Origin of the sequence: Cohnella soli (assembly GCF_042655525.1) — a bacterium.
Classification (GTDB): Bacteria; Bacillota; Bacilli; order Paenibacillales; family Paenibacillaceae; genus Cohnella; species Cohnella soli.
In genome coordinates, this window is the sequence record NZ_JBHSMI010000012.1 from 1 (window position 1) to 14,649 (window position 14,649).

The 14,649-nt window shown below is 47.7% G+C and carries 15 protein-coding genes; all 15 read left to right on the plus strand.

Going from position 1 to position 14,649, the window contains the following annotated elements; genetic code table 11:
• Positions 1–806, plus strand: an 806-nt coding sequence (locus ACFPOF_RS06150) for an S-layer homology domain-containing protein (protein WP_378130651.1), incomplete at its 5' end; no start/stop codon positions are given.
• A gap of 554 nt (positions 807–1,360) precedes the next feature.
• Positions 1,361–1,900, plus strand: a complete 540-nt coding sequence (locus ACFPOF_RS06155) for a hypothetical protein (protein ID WP_378130653.1) — start codon at positions 1,361–1,363, stop codon at positions 1,898–1,900.
• Positions 1,901–1,950: 50 nt separating this feature from the next.
• Positions 1,951–2,451 carry a hypothetical protein gene (locus ACFPOF_RS06160; RefSeq protein WP_378130654.1) on the plus strand — a complete coding sequence of 167 codons (501 nt, stop codon included), beginning with the start codon at positions 1,951–1,953 and terminating at the stop codon, positions 2,449–2,451.
• Positions 2,452–2,649: 198 nt separating this feature from the next.
• Entirely contained in the window at positions 2,650–3,990 is a 1,341-nt protein-coding gene (locus tag ACFPOF_RS06165; protein ID WP_378130656.1) for a DNA cytosine methyltransferase, read from the plus strand.
• 271 nt (positions 3,991–4,261) lie between these two features.
• On the plus strand, positions 4,262–5,152 hold the full coding sequence (locus tag ACFPOF_RS06170; RefSeq protein WP_378130658.1) for a hypothetical protein: 891 nt from the start codon (positions 4,262–4,264) through the stop codon (positions 5,150–5,152).
• A gap of 58 nt (positions 5,153–5,210) precedes the next feature.
• On the plus strand, positions 5,211–5,396 hold the full coding sequence (locus ACFPOF_RS06175; RefSeq protein ID WP_378130660.1) for a hypothetical protein: 186 nt from the start codon (positions 5,211–5,213) through the stop codon (positions 5,394–5,396).
• 294 nt (positions 5,397–5,690) lie between these two features.
• Positions 5,691–6,515: a DNA adenine methylase gene (locus ACFPOF_RS06180; RefSeq protein ID WP_378130662.1), complete on the plus strand. Its 825-nt coding sequence runs from the start codon at positions 5,691–5,693 to the stop codon at positions 6,513–6,515.
• Positions 6,516–6,530: 15 nt separating this feature from the next.
• Positions 6,531–6,851, plus strand: coding sequence for a hypothetical protein (locus tag ACFPOF_RS06185; protein ID WP_378130664.1), 321 nt, complete (start codon positions 6,531–6,533; stop codon positions 6,849–6,851).
• A 172-nt stretch (positions 6,852–7,023) separates the two neighbouring features.
• Positions 7,024–8,619 carry a stalk domain-containing protein gene (locus ACFPOF_RS06190; protein ID WP_378130666.1) on the plus strand — a complete coding sequence of 532 codons (1,596 nt, stop codon included), beginning with the start codon at positions 7,024–7,026 and terminating at the stop codon, positions 8,617–8,619.
• 368 nt (positions 8,620–8,987) lie between these two features.
• Positions 8,988–9,302: a hypothetical protein gene (locus ACFPOF_RS06195; protein ID WP_378130668.1), complete on the plus strand. Its 315-nt coding sequence runs from the start codon at positions 8,988–8,990 to the stop codon at positions 9,300–9,302.
• Positions 9,299–10,189, plus strand: a complete 891-nt coding sequence (locus ACFPOF_RS06200; protein ID WP_378130670.1) for a hypothetical protein — start codon at positions 9,299–9,301, stop codon at positions 10,187–10,189. Before ACFPOF_RS06195 ends, ACFPOF_RS06200 begins: the two co-directional genes overlap by 4 nt.
• A gap of 83 nt (positions 10,190–10,272) precedes the next feature.
• Entirely contained in the window at positions 10,273–11,181 is a 909-nt protein-coding gene (locus tag ACFPOF_RS06205; protein WP_378130672.1) for a DNA-methyltransferase, read from the plus strand.
• 72 nt (positions 11,182–11,253) lie between these two features.
• Positions 11,254–11,673 carry a hypothetical protein gene (locus ACFPOF_RS06210; protein ID WP_378130673.1) on the plus strand — a complete coding sequence of 140 codons (420 nt, stop codon included), beginning with the start codon at positions 11,254–11,256 and terminating at the stop codon, positions 11,671–11,673.
• 1 nt (position 11,674) lies between these two features.
• Positions 11,675–12,232, plus strand: a complete 558-nt coding sequence (locus tag ACFPOF_RS06215; protein WP_378130675.1) for a hypothetical protein — start codon at positions 11,675–11,677, stop codon at positions 12,230–12,232.
• A 90-nt stretch (positions 12,233–12,322) separates the two neighbouring features.
• Positions 12,323–13,771 (plus strand): DNA cytosine methyltransferase, encoded by a 1,449-nt coding sequence (locus tag ACFPOF_RS06220; protein WP_378130677.1) that lies wholly within the window; start codon positions 12,323–12,325, stop codon positions 13,769–13,771.
• Positions 13,772–14,649 lie beyond the last annotated feature (878 nt).

Consider the following 14,649-nt stretch of genomic DNA (forward strand, 5'->3'; position numbering starts at 1 on the left):
CTGGCGGTACTGGCGGTACTGGCGGTACTGGCGGTACTGGCGGTACTGGCGGTACTGGCGGTACTGGCGGTACTGGCGGTACTGGCGGTACTGGCGGTACAGGTGGCTCTGGTGGTTCTGGTGGCTCTGGTGGCTCTGGCACAATTACTTTGGACAACGGTGATGAGTTCACCGTGGATTCGGAGTGGGTGGCAGCGCGTGTATCGAGCTGCACATATGACCCAAGTGATCTCGTTCCTAGCGACATCGCCAAAAATTGGGCGAAATCGGACATTGAGAGCCTCATTAAGAAAGGTGTAATCAAGGGCTATAAAGACGGAACATACGGCCCTGGTAAAAATATTACACGAGCAGAGTTCACGGCGTTGTTTGTTCGTTCGTTGTGCCTTGGAAACTTCCACGCAGAAAAAGGATTCGAAGATGTCAACAGCAACGCTTGGTACTACGATGAGATCAATGTAGCCAAAGCACTCGGGCTTGTTGCAGGAATTAACGATTCCGAGTTCGCACCAGAAAAGAACATTACGCGTCAGGAAATGGCGACAATCATCGGCAGATTCTTAATTAATGCGAAAGTATCCGCTTCTCTGGATAAAACGCAAACGGATAGCGCCTTTGCTCCGTTCAAAGATGCTGCTCTCGTTGCAATTTGGGCAAAACCTTTTATTGCAGTCGGTGTTGTCGAAGGGATCATTACGGGCATACAGTCAAACGTAGTCTCCCCTAAAGGACTTACAACACGTGCTGAAACGGCTGCAGTTCTGAACCGGGTCCTGACGTTGATAAACAAGAAAAGCAAAGTTTAGGTTGGAGAAGCTATCCTCTCTTTCATCGGAGAGGGTAGCTTTTTTTTGATCAAAAAAAAAGATATCACTCCAGGATGACGAAATCGCGTTACACTGTTATTGGCTCAGCACGCGATCCCAAACACCAAAATGAGGCCATCGCTCCGCCTTAGAGCGGTGGGCTCTCATTACATTCGTTGCGCCTATGCCGCACCATAGTTTATAATGAAATCATTACGAATCACCATCATTATCCATGCCGATACTATTTTTCAGGTATGGAAGGAGTCAGCTTTTTAGCGGATATGTAGTGGCATAGACTAAGGAGACCATTAGAACATACGGGACACGTGTGTTCTATTTTTGTGTCTTCTTTTTTTTATGCCCAAAAACAAGGAGGCGTTGGAATGCTTCAGTTTGCCCGCCGAGTTCCAGTATGACGACGGGGCCGTCAAAGAAGCGATCACACGGATTGAGGACACCGTTAAGGGAGATTACTCACCCGAGACGCAGCAGAAATTGCAGCGTGTGTTAGCGGAATTGAAAACAATATAAATTTTGGAGGTAATTCGAAAATGGGAAGAGCGACTAGATCAGGATTTGGGTATGGCATGAATGAGCGCGAAGCACAGAGCGATTTCATGGACACGCTGAATCGGCAGTATGGAGAAGGCGGGTACCAGGGCGGTGGGAACGACATTTGTGAATGGCTTGATAGCAAGTGCGAACAAGAGCCGGTTCCCGCTTCGGCACCATCCAAGACGAAGTTCGTCAAGGTTGCTGCGAGAGCGGAAGGCAAGCTCGTAAACGGCTTTCTGATAACAACAGAAACGCCGAAACTTATCCGTCAACAATCGCGCGCGATATTCGGCAATCGGGCACCCGTTCCAGAAGTCATTGAATCGTTCGCCCTCACTCAAGGTAGCGCGAAGCAAATCGCGAACGACATGGCGATCAAGCACAGTACGCCTGTACATGTGCTGCCAGCTCGTCTTTGGCAGGATAACCGCACAAAGCGTTTGTCCCTTCCGCCACGTATCGCTGAGGTGACGCCAATCGGCGGAAAAGAAGCAGAGCCGGGCAAGTGGCAGTTCAATGTTGAAGTTCTGGGTTAAGCCTGATCCCGATGGAGGCTATTCGAATTTAACTAGAGGGAGGATGCTTCGTGCCAAAATCACGACCTGTTGAAGTACATGTAAACAGCAGGGGACGAAAGCATCTGAAGCTCCAGGAATTGCTTCATTCCGAAGGGACGCATGTATACCTTTCCGTCGATGCAAAAAGAAAAACCGATTTGTTCAACAAAGGCTTCATGGACGGGCGAAAACGTCCAGTCCAGTTACAGTCTTCCTACGAGGAGTGCCGCGAAGAAAAGTTCGTGTTCGCGATCGAAAAGGGGATTGTCGAGGACAAGTTGGATGATCAATTTCGGTTTTCCGGTCTCGTCTCGCTGGATAAGACGTTCTTGATCAACGTTCGCGAAGCGGATCAGTTTATCGAGAACGTCTGCATGGACTGCGAATACTTCGGGGAAGCGGGATGCTTCAGAAACGATTTTGCATGTGCGGAAGAAGATCGTGATCGTTTTCGCGATTCTCCGCACTTTGAAGCGCTTAAAGAAAAACGACAGGAGAGGAGACTTCAAACATTTCCCTTAATGGGTTGAGGGATACGGCTTGCTCCTTGCCACAGTAAGGTTTCTTACTTGAGCTAAGCCGACTCTTTAGTACCTCGTAAAACTGAAGCAGGAGAGAAGGGCGGGCTTGATCCCTTTCTTGGATAGTGCAGGTGTCGCGGCCCGGGCGCTTCACCCTTTCGGTTGTCCTCTTGTGAGCTGTGAGCTCACGCGAATAGAGGACTGTAAATGTTTGAACGATCCGACAAACTCACTGTCTGTTCGTTTTTCGCGGGTGGTGGCTTGCTAGATTACGGATTCAAGGACGATTTCGACATAGTATGGGCGAACGAACTTAATCCAGCAGCAGCTGCATGTTACCGCGCGAACATCGGAGATCATATTCAAATTTGTGATTTGGCGAAAGTGAAGCCTTCTGACATCCCATTTTCGGATGGCTTCATCGGCGGTCCGCCATGCATCGATTATAGCTCAACAGGTGCGAACCGTGGGGAATTCGGCTCAACAGGCAAACTGGTCTGGGTCTACTTCGAACTCATCAATGCCAAGCGCCCTAAGTTCTTTATTTTCGAGAACGTTCTGGGTCTGGCAGTGCGGCATAAAGAAACGCTTGAGCGATTGCTTCGCGCATTCGAACAATCCGGATATAACGTGTCAGTTGAAATACTCGACGCGTCAACATTTGGCGTATCTCAGGCACGGAAGCGGGTTTTTATCGCAGGTATTCGAAGAGAACTTGGATTTACGTTCCGTTTCCCTGTACCGACACACACCAAGTCAAGCGTAAGAGATGCCATTGGTGATCTGCCGGCGCCGACCACCATAGCCGCGCGCGATCGAATGCTTGGTACGTTCCCTAATCATGTTGCGACTTGGGAAAGTCCTACCCCTGAGCGTATCGTTGATGTCATTCATCATCCCAGGTCACAATGGCGCGGGATGCGGCGCTTGGTATGGGAGGAACAATCCCCTACCCTTACCGCGCATATCGCAAAGGACGGACGGGAACACCTCCATCCGGAGGAACCGCGGCGAATCACGGTGAGAGAAGGTTTGCGGCTGATGTCGGTACCAGATGACTTCGTTATCCCTACTGAGGTACCACTAAGTCATCAGTACAGGATAGTGGGCAACGGAATTGCTTACAACATAGCTAAGGCTCTGTCGGAGGAAATGAATGCCCAGATCCGATCCCATCGGTGTCAATTGCAATTTGAACGCAAAGGAGGGCGCGCCATGATCTGGTTTCACGGAACATCCCAATCCAATAGGAACGCTATTTGGGACTCATGGTTTGTGCCGAACGAAGGTACGTGGGGGAAGGGAGTTTACTTCTCTTCAAGTTTGGAAGGCTCGTCATTTTTCGGTGACTGTGTGCTTCGGGTAGAAGTTCCTGATGTTCACATCCTGAACATCGATTTCGAGGACTGGCAGACTAAGTACCCGGAAGAGGACAGTTGGGCCGATACGCTTTTGCGTTTTGCGCCACAAGCAGCGGCGATCCATTATCCATATGGAGAAGTGGAGCTCTGCGTGTTCCAACCTGAAATCATTCGCTTGGTTCAGTAACCACAAAAGTCTCATTACCAGGGAACTGTTCATGAAGACCCGGGAATTGGTCTAGCAGCGGGATTAATCGTTTCAAATACTGTCCGCGCTACACGGGCTTGTACCGGCAATCTAGGATTTGGAGCATTACGACTATACCCTCAACAGAAATCCCGCTCGATGGCCCCGGGATCGGCGAACAGCACCTGAATGCGAAACTGAACCAGACCGAGCGACGTCATATTGGCGCCGTTTTTGCTCCAGGAGGCAATTTGAAGGGAGAGACAGCACATTGAGAAGAATCGCCTTCATTACGGAAAGCTCAACCCGTCAGGACACGGCTATGCGAGCATTCGAGTTTTTCCAAGGACATCGCTCACGGTGGGTAAATGCGGTTATTGCGTACATGCAGATTCGCGACTTCCCTCGGAATGATATTTTCTTTCTGAGCCAGTATGGGCAGCGGATTATCGGATTCGACGAAATCATCGAGCCGTATCCGGTGGGAAAGTATCACCTGCGCAAAGACGCGAGTCGCCAATTTGCCGATAAAATTCTGGCACATGTACGTGCCATGAACCCGCTTCCCTTTGTCGAAATTCATGCCGGCCAGACGATCGCTAATCCGCTTATGGATTTGTTCAACCAGCACGGCATCGAATACCGCTTATACGGCGACGGCGTTCCCCTTGGAGCGAAACCGTCGGCTTATGAGTCGTTGATCGAGGAAGAACTGAATATCCGCAAACTCAAGGACATTCAGCGGGAGAAATGGCACGTTACCGCATGCATTCAGCATCGATCCCCGCGGGAGGCCAGCCAACTTGTCACCGAATACGCCGATCGCGCTCAGCTTTACGGCGTGGAGGGTCTATTTCGCGAACTGAAGGAGTTGCTGGGCAACTACAATCAAAAGCGAAAGGACGAGAAGAAGGCACTCGGCGAGCTTGAATCCGTTATGACTCAGGAGGATACAGACGGGGAAATGTCGGCTTTCTTTTATATGAAGAAGACCGTCGCCGACCTTTTTATCAACCTGCCGGAATACGAGCGGCTGAAAGCGAAGTTCGGCAAATCCATCGCGAAATTTACGACCTATCTGTTGAAGCGGGACTACGCTCTGCAGGCGGAGAATCGAATCAGCGAAACGATGCTGCGCATGCAGATCGCGCTTCTCAAATAGTTCAAAGGGGAATTTTGAGCGATGGAACCAAAAATTATCTCAGGGGGAAATATGAAATATGGCCGTAGTAAAAGCAAAACCAGGTCAAAAACTCGATGAATTCGTTCGCGAAGCTATTATGGATCAACAGGTCGGGTTGTTTGAGTTTAATAACTATCAATTCGAACTGAAAGGCGGAGAGGAACATCGGGATTTTTTTCTGATTATGGCTGATTACTATCTCCAAATGGCGAGAAAAAGTTAGGGGAATCGATGTTTCCAATTAATCGGCGTCCACTTCAAATGATGACTTGTAGGGTGGCTTTCCGAGGAGGTAATTCGAATGAAACTAGCTAAGGAAATACGATCTCTCTAATCTCAGGTGCGAAGAAGGAGCGGGCGGGGGCGGTGACCCTCGCTCGTTACGAGGTTCAATGTAGCCCCCTTCAGCGAGCTCCCAATCGGGATAAGTAGCACTCGCGCTTCGGCGCGTGAGGACAGAAAGAGTCCTGCCTGTTTCCGAATCGGCATTATTCGATCCGGAAATGGAGAGATTGGTATGACAACCGCAAATGCAACGGAAATTAGAACGCACAGCCCGATCAGATGGTTTGGTGGCAAGCATTACGTCTCAAGGCACATGATTCCGCTTTTCCCGAAACATCATTGCTTCGTCGATGTGTTCGGCGGTGGCGCCCATGTAACCGTGGCAAAACCGCGTGAAATGAGCCGTGTCGAAATTTATAACGACCTCGATGACTCGCTTCTACATTTCCTTTGGACACTTAGGAATCACAAGAAGGAGCTCATGGCGGCACTGGCTTCCATGCCCACAAGCAGGAGCCTGTATCGCCAGATTTGTCAGTCTCCGACGCCGACCGATCCGATTGAGCGTGCTGCCTACTGGTTCTACAAACTGAGGCAGCAGATCATCCCGACAAACGGGGCCCCTAGCGGGTTCAGGTACGGCAAGGTGAAGAATAGCGCTTTGGACTTCCAAAACGCCGTTGCTCGACTTGACAGCTTCGAAAGAAGGATGTCGACCGTGCTTCTGGAAAATCTGGATTTCCGTGAAGTTATCGCGCGCTATGATGGAGAATCGACATTTTTCGTGGTCGATGCCCCTTATTTTTCGAAGGAACATTACTATTTGGGCGGATTTTCGAAAAACGACCACATTGAACTTGCGTCGATGCTCAAGCAGATTAAGGGAAAATGCATGGTCACATACTATGGAGATCCCTTCATCTTGGAGCTTTACCACGGGTTCTATGTTCGGACCGTGGAAACCAAGGTGGGCACCGTTGCAAAAGCGCAGCTTGGCCAAGAGCGACGCCGGGAAACGGAATTCTTTTTCATGAATTACAACCCGGATTCGCTCTAACGAGATAGGGACTGTATGGCTGCTAACGCCATACAGTCTCATCTCGCCTTGCTCACCATGGTCGAGGACATGTTGCAAGAAGTTGAAGACCTCAAAGGGAGAGGCCTCTTTCTCATAATTGCGAAGGGACTCGGCAGAAGCATTGTAGCAGAGCTACAGCGAATACTGACGGAAATGCGAGAGAATAAATTGTGGGTGTTTGACATTCCGATCGCAGAACATCGATATCGTTACTCTCTTTATGGCAAGCACGAGGAAATCGAAATTTCTCCAGATGAACTTGAATTCTACCGGGAAGCGGCTATGGATGTGATCGAAAAAAAGGTCACGAAATAGCTATCCCGGATATTCGAATACTCTAAATTTCGGATGCACCAGCTCGAACATGGGAGCTTTACAATATACGAATATGTATGTTCTTATTCAACTTTTGCGGTGTTTTCTCAATTTGGAAGGACATGGGCAAAGTCTGTCGAAATCTGAATAATCAAGATTAAGGGGATGTACTATGAAGAGATGGTTTCTGATTCTAATTATGATGATAGTCTTATTCCTAACCACTAATACAGTCGTATTATACGAAGCGATTGCCAAGAGCAATCAATCGTTTCTAAAGCTTTCTTTTTCTTTTAAACTGAACCCGAATGAGATGCAGGGCAATTTAAGCCCAATGTTCATTAACAGAGATAAGCAAATCTTAATGTCTGTAAAGGTCGCTGAGAAACAACAAGTAATTCGGATATACGACGCGCTGAATGGGAAGATAATAAAAGAACAAAAGGTAAAAGATATTAATAGCTATTTTCAGGTAAGCCCAGACCTGAAGTGGATATACGAAGTGAACTATAATACCGCAATTAAATTTATGGGTCCTGTCACTGTGTATAACACTGCCACGCTCCAGCCTGTTATAACAATTGATAGCGCAGGCTTACCAGAATATTTAGTTATTCCTCCAAACGGGAAGGGGGTATATCTACTGTCTGTTCGTGAATTTGAAACAAAATTTTCGCGCTTTAAAATACGCTATTGGCAGGAAGGTATGGATGAAGCTGCGGAATATGCGGAATATGATTATTTTGACAGGTTACCTCTGTGGTATAGCTTTAAGATCTGGCCTGATGGAGAACGGGCAAGCTTCACGATTTTCGGGGGTGCGGTCGGAACGACTTGGGGGAGTCGTCTCGTTGTCTTTAATTTAAAGACCGGAAAGGTTCTGCATACTTTCAAAGACACAGGGGGTATTTATAACTTCATAGAATCAAGGAATATGATTCTCGTAAATTCCCTCTATCCTACAGCATACGATATGACTACATACAAGAAAATAGCCACTTATAAAACACCTCCAATACGTAAAGGTGGCACATCATTTGGGGGTTTGTCTAATATTCAGATCACTTCGGACAGTAAGTATATGATCAACTCATATGGGGACGGAAAAATAAGAAAATGGGATCTAAACACCGGAAAAATCATTTCAACTTTAGCTGTATCCTCAGATAATGTTTCACATGACTTGTTCAGAGATGAAAATACTATGACAGTTGAAGGCTCTTACACCTACAGCAAAAGCCTGATATGGCGTTATTCAATACGGAAACAATTAATGGAATTTCCAAAAATCAATGCCTTCAAGGTTTTTTGGGCGAGAACCAATCGGGTTTTGCTTACTGGAGAAGGATGGGTTAATGGCTCGACATACTCGGTTTGGAAGCTCGATCAGTTGTTAAAAGATACCGAAGTTATTATCGATACTTATGTCGACGGGATTAAGAAAACTGGATCATTCCCTCCAACAATCCAGAATAACAAAGCTTTCGTATCGATTTCTGATTTATCCCGCTATATAGGTGGTAAGAAGGTGGCAAGCAAGTCCAATAAGGATATACTGGTAACGATTCAAACAATCGACCATAAGATCGTTGTTCAGGAGAAGAATGGTCAGATAAAAGTAAATGATCTTCCCCGAACTCTACTGGAACAACCAAGGGCTATTAATGGTGAGTTATACGTTTCCGTTGATGATGTAAAAACGATTTTCGGGATCCAAGCTGAATACGACACCAGAACGAAAAGTGTTTATTTGACCATAGAAAATTAAAAACCAACCAAGCCTATCGGATGTCAGAAACATTGTCACATAAAAAGTCGTATAAATCGCGGCTTTTTTATTTATGGGATCAAGTTCTAGTATTTCGCCGATGTCACAAACTTGATCCCATTCCCGTGGCAAACTCTTTTCCATTTGCTTCAAACTTTCTGCTTTCAAGGAACGCTCATGACATGGTATTATTGAGATATTACCTATTCCCACCGTTTGCCTTGCCGATCCTATTTTCGTGCAGGGAAGGAGTCGCTTAAGCGAACATCATAAGGTTCAACCATTTGAGCACATTGAAGACATACGGAACCCGTATGTATTTTTTTGTGCTCTTTTTGCGTTGTCCAAAACCCAGGAGGAGTTTGAATATGTTGAGCGTCAAGAATCTCTACATCAAGTCGTGGTTATTAGCTGAGGAAGAAATCGAAGCAGAGTTGTCTGGATCCGAACTTCAATGGAAGCGAATGGGCCGGCAGTTTTTCTTCGCGGTGACTCCCGAAACATACGAGAAAGTGCTGGATGCGATCAGGCCCTTGAACAATCGAAACGGATCGATGATTCACGAAAGCGACATTGATTACGTCAACAGTTCACCGGAGGAGATTGACCAGCAGATCGAAGCGTTGTATGAGGAAATCGGCATTGAGGCAGTGACAATCGAAAAGGATGGTGTACCGGCATGATTATCGTAGAAAGCAAATTCTCCATGCTCCAACCAAACGGTAAACCGCAATGCACTGGTGACATTACCCTGCGGGAGATGATCGACAGAAGGTTGTATGTAATGATGTCGCCGGATATGGGAGACTATCGTCATAAACAAGCTATCGTCATCAAAGAAGGGGAATCCCTTACCGTCACATTTATCGGGTTCGAGGACGGGGATGCGGCAGATGAGCAGAAATGGAATAGAACTATCACATTCCAGATCAATTTGCTCCGACTGCTACAGGAGAATTGCGATAAGTTGATGGTCATCCGACATGATCCGGATTCAGAATTCCTCTTGGGATTTCTGAAAAACCTGGATATCGCAGAGTTTTCGCTAAGCATTTTGATCGAAACGATCGCTTATCAGCTGAGTATGGCTGCCAGGCGGGGAGCGCTGAGGGTGTTCGATACGAGGTTCGGTACAAACTACCGCAGCATGGTATCCATCCAGCCGAGTGACGAATTCGAGGCGGATCGCGTGTACGATGAGTTGTGCCGTTACGCCGCAGAACGGATCGCGGAAGAAGGCGTCACCCTCACCTGGGCGCTTCGGCAGTATGAATGCGAGAAACTTATTGAATGCTCCGTCTTGGAAATTTTGGCCGGCGCGGTGAAGACGTTCTCTGATCTGGAGCGGGATGTGCTTGCTTTGATGCCAGCGAAAACCCATCCCGAATCCGGATTCGACTTTATCGAGATCAGCTTGCAGGCAGCTATGACGCTCTTTTCTGCAGGTGATGCGGTACACGTCGATTGGGATAATCTGCGCCGTGTAGAAAAAGGACACTGGGCGGAGCTGAACACCAACCATCTCCAGCATGGTAAATGGTATATGAGGGTCACAAAGGAAGCGGAATAGGGAATCTCCTAATGGTTGCCCCTGCATGGGCGAGAGAACTTGACTCGTCCCGATGCAGCGGGCGAGCATTGGAGGTCATTCGAATGAGCCAAGCCATTTTAGCAGAACGAATTGCCGAGGTCATGCGTCGGTCCGGCCGGGCGGTGACGATCAAGGAAATTTCGAACCACATTCCGGACAAACCGGAGACGACGATCCGCGGCAGATTGTACAACAACTTGGAACGTAGATTTAAGCGCGTCACGCGCGGCGTTTATATGCTGATCGACGGCGCTGCTCTCGTTGTTCAAGGTGATGGTCGGGACCTGTCCATTCTGGATTCATCCAGCGTAGACGGACTGGTAACTGATCACCCATGGAGGGATGATAAATCGAACTCGGGCAGCAATCGTCGCTTCGACAAGACGTACGATCAAACCTCGTTTCGTTATACGTTGGAGGACTTCAAGGAGAAAGCTCGCGTACTGAAGCCGGGCGGCTTTTTAGTGGAAGTGCTGCCGGCTGAAAACGAGAACAATTGGAAGTATCTCTACGAGATCAAGTGTATGGCGGAGCAAGTGGGGCTTCGGTTCTATGCCAAGGTGCCATGGCGTAAAGGGGAATTCGTCTACAATACCGGCAGAAAATCCAAGAATACCGAGGATATCATGTTTTTCACGAAGGGCAGGGCGCGATGCCTTCGTCCGGACGTCCAGCGCGGCGGTCTGATGAGCGGGACGGCCTTCATGCTCCCAACGGAATTTGACTTCGCCCCAAAAGCTCCGCACCTGCGGATCCATCAGTCCGAGAAGCCCGTCGAACTGTATGAGGCGATCTTGGAGGCTATAACGCTGCCCGGAGAAGTTGTCGTTGACTCGTTCGCTGGAAGTGGGAACCTCGGAAAAGCTGCGATTAACCGCGGCCGTATTGCCATTCTCTTTGAACTTCTGAAAGAGAACGTGACGAAAATCTTAGACAACCTGGCGCCGCAACATTCGCCGGCTCTTCTTTAACCGCTTTTCCCCTGCACGGGAGTTCGGAAAAATCGACTCCCGGTGCAGCGGGGAGTTTCAGGAGCGATTCGGATGAATGTAGCTGTAGCTAATGAGGAAACACACGTTAAAGAAAAAGTGCAGTTGGATATCGGCTATAAAACCATTTGGTGTCGACTCGAGAACGGTGGTTACTGGTTATTCCGTTCCCGTCCGGCGCCGATGGCAGACCTTCTTGTGCGGGAGTTTAATGAGCAGGTAGAGCCTGGTCGCCGCTATTACGCGTTTCCCATGGGATTTAACGCGAAAACGCTTGGCCCAAATTACTTCGCCCCAATCCTGTTGCAGGCAATGGAAGATCATCTGCAACACCCAGACGATGAGAAGAATCGCCGGATAAAGGAAGAAGTCGTTGGGCTTGCGATTACTCAACACGGCATGACACGAGAATTGGTCGATGTCATTGAACAGGAAATCGCCGCAGTTTACAACCAATCAAGAGGAGGCTGGTAGTATGGCAAAGGATATGGAGATTGTCCATGAAATCGATGTAAAGGTTCGCATACGCGTAAGCAACGATCGTCTGCAGGAAGCGGGTATATCGGCTAAGGAATTCGCGGAGAACATCACTCTCTTCGAACGCGGATTCGATATTCCATCTGTTGTTCTTTCCCAATCCGAGGAGGATCCGGTTGCATGCTTTTCAGCTGCTATCATAAGCTCTGAGGTCATTTCGGAACCAGAAACGTATCCTGCAGTAATCGGTGAGCCGCTTACTCCTGGCGTAGAACTGATTTTCGTTCATACTTTCTTTAAGCCCAGCGTAACAGCTCAAGCGTTTATTGCACTTCAACCGGGGCACGTTTGGACTGTCCAATGGCGAGAAATGAGCCAAACAGGCGTTCAAACAGTTGAAGTTTGGGGGGAAGGCTGTGAATGGGACGAATTACTCGTCTTATTCCGAAAAGGCGTTGCTCAAAAGCTGAAGATGGGGTTCCTGATAACGGCCAACGCAGAATCCGGTTTTGCTGAGAGAAAAGAATCTGACTTGGAATGGACATTGGCAATGTAATTGAAAGAAAATCGAATATCCATAAACAGAAGGAGGGAGCCCCTTGTAGCATTAGGGGGGGCTTCCCCCCCCTCGGCTATGGGGCATACCATGAAGAACCAATCGAAATTACTTCTTCAGAAGGTGTATTCGGTCAGCAGCAAGCATGAGAAACCGCGCCTTTGGCTTCAGCATCTTGTCTGTGAGACTGCTGGCTTCCAGCCAGGCGCCGACTTGTATGTACTTGTCAATGAAGACGATAGATCAATTTGCGTCCAGAATAAGCCGTTTGACAGCGTAGAGGACGTGTATGAGATCAGCGTCGCTTCTAGAATGAACCGTACAAGCGGTCAACCGCGGCCGCTCGTTGATACATGCGGCGACCGATACTCGAAGATCCTTTGCATCCAAGAAAAAATCGAGATTTCCGTTTATCATCATGGAGATTTCGGGAAGGTCGTCGTCCGCCCACTACGATATAAACTTTTCGAGATGGATTCCTTCGAAACTAACGATGAGCGCATTCGTCTTTTATCCATTTGCGCCGGCGCGGGAATCGGAACAGCTTGTTTTAAAGACACGGCGTACTATAGCCCGACAATGGAAATTGAGCTCGAGGAGGATAGTGCATCTGTTCTGAAGCATAACTTCGAACACAGTTATCTATTCATCGGGGACCTGCGGGATTGTCATACCGTCGCCAAAGCGGATGTAGCGTTTGTATCTATGCCGTGTACGGAATTTTCTAACATTGGGGATCTCGACCAAGGTTATTTTCAAAATCTTGTTTTGGGAACGTACAAGATTTTAAAGACCGCGGCTCCGCGGGTTGTGTTCTGCGAGAATGTCCCCGGATTTTACAGCTCTGTGACCTACCAGGATTTGCGGGAGCTTTTAAACAACGACTACCCGTATATCGTCGGGCCGCTTCAGCTTCAAAGCCATGATTTCGGAAGTATAGCGCTGCGCGATCGTTCGTATGCGGTTTACTTTCAGGACAAGGCAGATTTTGAATTGTTCCGTGTCCCGAAACCGCCGATCGTTCGCCACAAGAAGCTCAAGGAATTCATGGATCCACGTTCTACGGTTCATGAGTGGAAAAGCCTTGAAAACTGGCATGAGAGCTTTGCGAAGAAGGCAGAGAAGGATAATTCGTGGCAGGACCGAAATTTGGACAAAACTTTTGTCGACGAGAACGCGACAATGCTGCAATGTATCCCACGGAGGTATCGCGGCCATTCGGCGAGCAATTCCTATGTGCTAAGCGCAGACCGGAAACAGTGGAGGTTTTTGACCGTAAGCGAATTGCGGCGAATATTCTCCATCCCAGACTGGTTTGAGTTTCCTGCGCATGTGCCGGTTACGAGGATTTACGAAATGATTGGACAGTCCGTATGCGGCCGCGTTATTCGCGCGTTCGCGAACGAGATCGCTTCTCTGTTTTTCAAACGGTTTGCAATGTCCTCTTTAACGGGGCGGCAACTGATGAAGAAGGAAGAGGAGGTAGGTATCCCTATTTCAATGGACCAGACCGGTCAAATTGGATTTATTCTTTCATAGTCACCTGACGAACTGAAAGGGTAATAAGTATGAAGAAGCTCCGTGGGATTAGTCCCAGGAGCTTTTTTCTTTATAATGGATGTAAATTCTCATTCTGAAACCTTTATTTTTCTGAGAATATTAATTAATGGTGGCTCATATGCTATATGTTAATGTTCTTTTCTCTTTTTATTATATTGTTTAAACCTATTAATACTTGTTTAAGAGAGCGGAGAGCCCAATAGAATCAAGCCTTCAGGGATTCAAATGTCCGGTTGTAGGTGGTGAAAAGTCCGGGGATTTGTGGTTTGCTGTCCGGCGATTCGTGGTGAAATGTCCTGTGGATAGTGGTCGTATGCCCGCTTAGAAGTGGCTTAATGTCCTGTTAATAGTGGTTGTGTCCGGATAGAAGGGGTAATGTGTCCGGATAAACGGGGTAAATCGTTCCGCATAGGATAATGTCCGGAGAAAAAGGGCTGATTTATTCTATACATGTCCGGAAAATTGGGGTCAATTGCACCAAACTCTCGATAACACGGTTCAATGTCCGGTAAAAAGGTACTAAGTTCATGGATTAGTAAACCGGTAGTGTTCTATTGGTGCTACACACGGCGATCGAGGCACTTTTCTTCAGGACATGTTGGGATTTATTGCATGCCGATAGTAATATATGATAATTTCTCACCCTTTTTGAACGGACATTAAAGAAATCGAGGGACAACACGAAAAAAAACTTTCACCCTGTTTTTCCGGACATTATATTCAGCTTCATCCGGAGCACGAATAAACAATAGCGTAGTGAGTAGGTTATCAGACTATTGACTCAAATGGAAGTGGCCCCATTTTTCCGGACATATTGATTTCCCCTATTTCTGGCATGTATTGTGTCATTTCATTAG